This window comes from Bradyrhizobium sp. (genome assembly GCF_030646015.1).
Taxonomy (GTDB): Bacteria; Pseudomonadota; Alphaproteobacteria; order Rhizobiales; family Xanthobacteraceae; genus Bradyrhizobium.
In genome coordinates this window covers 1-5,209 of record NZ_JAUSLT010000131.1, presented here as the reverse complement: position 1 = coordinate 5,209, position 5,209 = coordinate 1, and the positions used below count along the sequence as shown (strand labels likewise).

The window sequence follows — 5,209 nt, the reverse complement described above, 5'->3', positions numbered from 1 at the left end:
GTGATCGAGGCCTATCTTGGCACCGGCCTGAAGAACAAATTGAAGGAGGAGGCCCATGTCTAAGCTTCCGGCGGTTTGGGTAGAAGAATTTTCGTCCGAAAATTCTTCGGGGCGCGAAAATTTTTCGGACGAAAAATTTTCTTTGGCAGGCGGGGTGTGCTGTGGCTGAACCTTTCCTGATTGGCGAGAACATGACCGGCGGCTATGGCGCGGTTGATATTCTGCACTCCTGCACGATTGCGGTCGAAAAAGGCCAGATCGCGGTGATTGTCGGCCCGAATGGCGCGGGCAAATCCACGGCGATGAAGGCGGTGTTCGGCATGCTGAACCTGCGCGGGGGCGCGGTGAAACTGCAGGGCGAGGATATAACCAAGCTGACGCCGCAGGCCCGCGTCCGCAAGGGGATGGGCTTTGTGCCGCAGACCCACAACATTTTCACCACCATGACGGTGGAGGAAAACCTGCAGCTCGGCGCCATCACGCGCAAGGACAAGGCCGCCGTCACCTCCGACATCGAGCGGATGTACGATCATTTTCCGGTCCTCAAGGAACGCCACACCCAGCAGGCCGGCACGCTGTCCGGCGGCGAGCAGCAGATGCTCGCGGTCGCCCGCGCGCTGATGCTGCGTCCGCGGCTGATGCTGCTGGACGAGCCCTCGTTCGGGCTGGCGCCCTTGATCGTGCGCGACCTGTTCAAGATCCTCGGCAAGATCAACCGCGAGGACAAGGTCACCATCCTGGTGGTGGAACAGAACGCACAGTTGGCGCTCGAACTCGCCGACAAGGCCTACGTCATCGAAACCGGACGCATCGTGATGTCGGGAAGCGCCTCCGAAATCGCGAACAATGAAGACGTCCGCAAATCTTATCTCGGTTATTGAGGAACGCAGCCGTGGAACTTTTCATCAACCAAGTCCTGGCTGGCATCGCCACCGGCGCGATCTATGCCTGTATGGCGCTCGCCGTGGTCATGATCTACCAGGCGATCGACCATCTGAATTTCGCCCAGGGCGAAATGGCGATGTTCTCGACCTTCATCGCCTGGCAGCTGATGCAATGGGGCGTGCCGTACTGGTGGGCCTTCCTGCTGACGCTGGCATTCGCCTTCGCCGGCGGCATCCTGATCGAGAGGCTGCTGTTCAAGCCGCTCGCCAAGGCGCCGGTGCTGACCAACGTCGCCGGCTTCATCGCGCTGTTCGCTATCGTCAACAGCGTCGCAGGCCTGGTCTGGGACTTCACCATCAAACCGTTCCCGACACCGTTCGGATCGGCTCCGTTCCTCGGCAGCCAGCTGATTTCCACCCATCAGGCGGGCATGATCGGCGTCACCGTGGGACTGCTGATCCTGCTCTATCTGTTCTTCCAGTTCACGCGGATCGGCCTTGCCATGCGCGCGGCCGCTTCGTTGCCGGAATCGGCGCGGCTGGTGGGCATCAACACCAGCTGGATGATCGCGCTCGGCTGGGGCATGGCGGCGGCGATCGGCTCGATCGCCGGTATCCTGATCGCCCCGGTGGTGTTTCTGGAACCGAACATGATGGGCGGCGTGCTGATCTACGGGTTCGCCGCAGCCGTGCTCGGCGGCCTGACCAGTCCGCTCGGTGCGGTGGTTGGCGGCTTCCTGGTCGGCGTGTTCGAGAATCTCGCCGGGACCTACATCCCCGAAATCGGCAATGAACTGAAACTGCCGATCGCACTGGCGCTTATCATCACCGTATTGGTCCTCAAACCGGCAGGCCTGTTTGGCCGTCCCATCGTGAAGCGAGTTTGATCATGAGCGCAGTTGACGAAGTCGCAAACGACGCCCCGCCGGTCGAGGCCGTTCCAAAGAGAGCCATGACGCTCGGCACCGGCGCGTCATTGGTGATGCTGGCATTGCTGATCATCGGGCCGATGTTCGTGAAGAACTTCATCGTGTTCCAGCTCACGATGCTGCTGATCTACGCGCTGGCGGTGCTGGCGCTGAACATCCTGACCGGCGGCAGCGGCCAGTTCTCGCTGGGCCAGAGCGCGTTCTACGCGGTCGGCGCCTACACCTCCGCCATCCTGATGGAACATTTTGGCGTGAACTACGTGCTGACATTGCCCGTTGCCGGCCTGATCTGCTTCGGCTTCGGGTTCCTGTTCGGTCAGCCGGCGCTGCGCCTGAGCGGCATCTATCTGGCGCTGGCGACTTTTGCGCTGGCGGTGGCGATGCCGCAACTGCTGAAGCTCGGCGTGTTCGAACACTGGACCGGCGGCGTGCAGGGGCTGGTGGTGACCAAGCCCGATGCACCGTTCGGCCTGCCGATATCGCAGGACAGGTGGCTGTATTACTTCACGCTCACGGTCGCGATCGGGATCTACATCGCCTCGGTCAACCTGCTGAAGTCGCGTTCCGGCCGCGCCTTCATGGCGATCCGCGACAATGAGATCGCGGCATCCGCCATGGGCGTCGACGTCGCGCTGTACAAGACGCTGGCGTTCGGCGTCAGCGCCGGCATCACCGGCGTTGCCGGCGGGCTGGGGGCGATCGCGGTGCAGTTCGTCGCACCGGACTCGTACACCATCAACCTCGCCATTGCGCTGTTTCTCGGCATGGTGGTCGGCGGCGTCGGCTGGCTGCCAGGATCGATCGTCGGTTCCGCCTTCATCATCTTCGTGCCCAATATCGCCGAGGGAATTTCAAAGGGCCTCTCCGGCGCGGTGTTCGGCGTGCTGCTGTTTCTCGTGATCTTCCTGGTGCCGCACGGCGCACGGCAGGTTGCCATGGTTGCGCAGCACATGCTGGGGAAACTCAGGAAAGGTTAATGAACGTATTCCACATAGCGGAATAGACCACGAATCTGTCGCCCAAATAAAAAGCCCCCTGCGACCCCGGTCGCAGGGGGCTTTTTCTTGATGGCGAGCCGCGAAAGGTATTCAATGTGGGGCAGGCGCCACGAAGAGCGTCCAGTGAAAAGAAACGACACAGCTCACACAGCGATCAGGGAGATCTAGATGCCTTTCAACCAGCTGCGATTGGGAGCCTTTTCGGCTGCCGTCGCGATGCTTGCCGTAACCAGCAGCGGCGCGCTCGCGCAAAAAAAATACGATACCGGCGCCACCGATACCGAGATCAAGATCGGCAACATCATGCCCTACAGCGGACCCGCTTCCGCCTACGGCGTGATCGGCAAGACCGAAGCCGCCTACTTCAAGAAGATCAATGCCGAGGGCGGCATCAACGGCCGCAAGATCAACTTCATCAGCTATGACGACGCCTACAGCCCGCCGAAAACCGTCGAGCAGGCGCGCAAGCTGGTCGAGAGCGACGAGGTGCTGTTCGTCTTCAATCCGCTCGGCACGCCGCCGAACTCGGCGATCCAGAAATACCTGAACTCGAAGAAGGTGCCGCAGCTGTTCGTCGCCACCGGCGCCACCAAGTGGAACGATCCGAAGGACTTCCCCTGGACCATGGGCTGGCAGCCCAACTACCAGAACGAGTCCCAGATCTACGCAAAATACATCCTCAAGGAAAAGCCGAACGCCAAGATCGCCATCCTCTATCAGAACGACGATTACGGCAAAGACTACGTCAAGGGCCTGAAGGACGGGCTTGGCGCCAAGGCCGCCACGATGATCATTGCCGAGGAAAGCTACGAAACCTCGCAACCCACCATCGATTCCAACATCGTCAAGCTGAAGTCGACCAACGCCGACGTGTTCTTCAACGTCACTACGCCGAAATTCGCTGCTCAGGCGATCAAGAAGATGCACGAAATCGATAGGAAACCGATGCATATCCTCAATAACGTCTCGGCCTCGATCGGCAGCGTGATGAAGCCGGCCGGTTTCGAGAATGGCCAGGGCATCATCTCGTCCGCCTACCTCAAGGACACGTCCGATCCGCAGTGGAAGAACGATGCCGGCATGAAGGCGTTCGACGAGTTCCTGACCAAGTACTTCCCTGAAGGCAACCGGATCGACGGTTCGGTGATGTACGGCTACACGGTTGCGCAAGGCCTCGTGCATGTGCTGAAGGCGTGCGGCGACAATCTCACGCGCGAGAATGTCATGAAGCAGGCGGCCAGCATCAAGGGGCTCGAGCTCGGCGGCCTGCTGCCCGGCATCAAGGTCAAGACCAGTGCCACCGACTTTGCCCCGATCTCGGCGGTTCAGCTGATAAGGTTCAAGGGCGAGGCCTGGGAACGGTTCGGCGAGATCATCGAAGCCGACGTCGGCGGCTGACGATCCTGCGGAGTTAACCGACTGCCCAAGAAACTGTCAGGGAACCGGCCCCTGCGCCAATGCGCGCAGGGGCTTTTTCTTGAAGGCCACTGCGGACCGTGCCATAAGTCCCGCACAATACTAAGAAAATGGGAGAGAATTGGAATGCCTTCAACAACCAAGAAACTTGCTATTGCCTCGGCTGCTTTCGCCATGTTTGCCGCAACCAGCAGCGGCGCGCTCGCACAGAAGAAGTACGACCCCGGCGCCACCGATACCGAGATCAAGATCGGCAACATCATGCCCTACAGCGGACCCGCTTCCGCCTACGGCGTGATCGGCAAGACCGAAGAGGCCTACTTCAAGAAGATCAATGCCGAAGGCGGCATCAACGGCCGCAAGATCAACTTCATCAGCTATGACGATGCCTACAGCCCGCCGAAAACCGTCGAGCAGACCCGCAAGCTGGTCGAGAGCGACGAGGTGCTGTTCGTCTTCAATCCGCTCGGCACGCCGCCGAATTCGGCGATCCAGAAGTACCTGAATTCGAAGAAGGTGCCGCAGCTGTTCGTCGCCACCGGCGCCACCAAGTGGAACGATCCGAAGAACTTCCCCTGGACCATGGGCTGGCAGCCCAACTACCAGAGCGAAACCCAGATCTACGCGAAGTACATTCTCAAGGAAATGCCGAACGCCAAGATCGGCGTGCTCTATCAGAACGACGATTACGGCAAGGACTACCTGAAGGGCCTGAAGGACGGACTCGGCGCCAAGGCGGCTTCGATGATCGTCATGGAAGAAAGCTACGAGGTTTCCGCGCCGACCATCGACTCCCATATCGTCAAGCTCAAATCGTCGGGCGCCGACGTGTTCGTCAACATCACCACGCCGAAATTCGCGGCGCAGGCGATCAAGAAGAACAATGAGATCGGCTGGAAGCCGGTTCATTTCCTCAACAACGTCTCGGCGTCGATCGGCGCCGTGATGAAGCCGGCCGGCTTCGACGCCGGCCAAGGCATCA

General features: G+C 60.3%; 5 protein-coding genes. All 5 read left to right on the top strand.

Features of this window, described 5'->3' with window-relative positions; genetic code table 11:
• The first annotated feature begins 161 nt into the window (after positions 1 to 161).
• A complete protein-coding gene (locus Q7T45_RS20050) occupies positions 162 to 881 on the top strand; it encodes an ABC transporter ATP-binding protein (protein WP_370691321.1) in 720 nt (239 codons plus the stop codon).
• Between the two features lie 11 nt (positions 882 to 892).
• A complete protein-coding gene (locus Q7T45_RS20045; RefSeq protein WP_304872947.1) occupies positions 893 to 1,771 on the top strand; it encodes a branched-chain amino acid ABC transporter permease in 879 nt (292 codons plus the stop codon).
• A gap of 2 nt (positions 1,772 to 1,773) precedes the next feature.
• On the top strand, positions 1,774 to 2,790 hold the full coding sequence (locus tag Q7T45_RS20040) for a branched-chain amino acid ABC transporter permease (RefSeq protein WP_304872946.1): 1,017 nt from the start codon (positions 1,774 to 1,776) through the stop codon (positions 2,788 to 2,790).
• A 189-nt stretch (positions 2,791 to 2,979) separates the two neighbouring features.
• Positions 2,980 to 4,209: an ABC transporter substrate-binding protein gene (locus Q7T45_RS20035; RefSeq protein ID WP_304872944.1), complete on the top strand. Its 1,230-nt coding sequence runs from the start codon at positions 2,980 to 2,982 to the stop codon at positions 4,207 to 4,209.
• 144 nt (positions 4,210 to 4,353) lie between these two features.
• On the top strand, positions 4,354 to 5,209 hold an 856-nt coding region (locus Q7T45_RS20030; RefSeq protein ID WP_304872942.1), incomplete at its 3' end, for an ABC transporter substrate-binding protein.

Excerpts from the sequence above, each read along its gene's own strand:
- Q7T45_RS20040 (WP_304872946.1), top strand. The coding sequence starts at position 1,774 with ATGAGCGCAGTTGACGAAGTCGCAAACGACGCCCCGCCGGTCGAGGCC.
- Q7T45_RS20035 (WP_304872944.1), top strand. The coding sequence starts at position 2,980 with ATGCCTTTCAACCAGCTGCGATTGGGAGCCTTTTCGGCTGCCGTCGCG.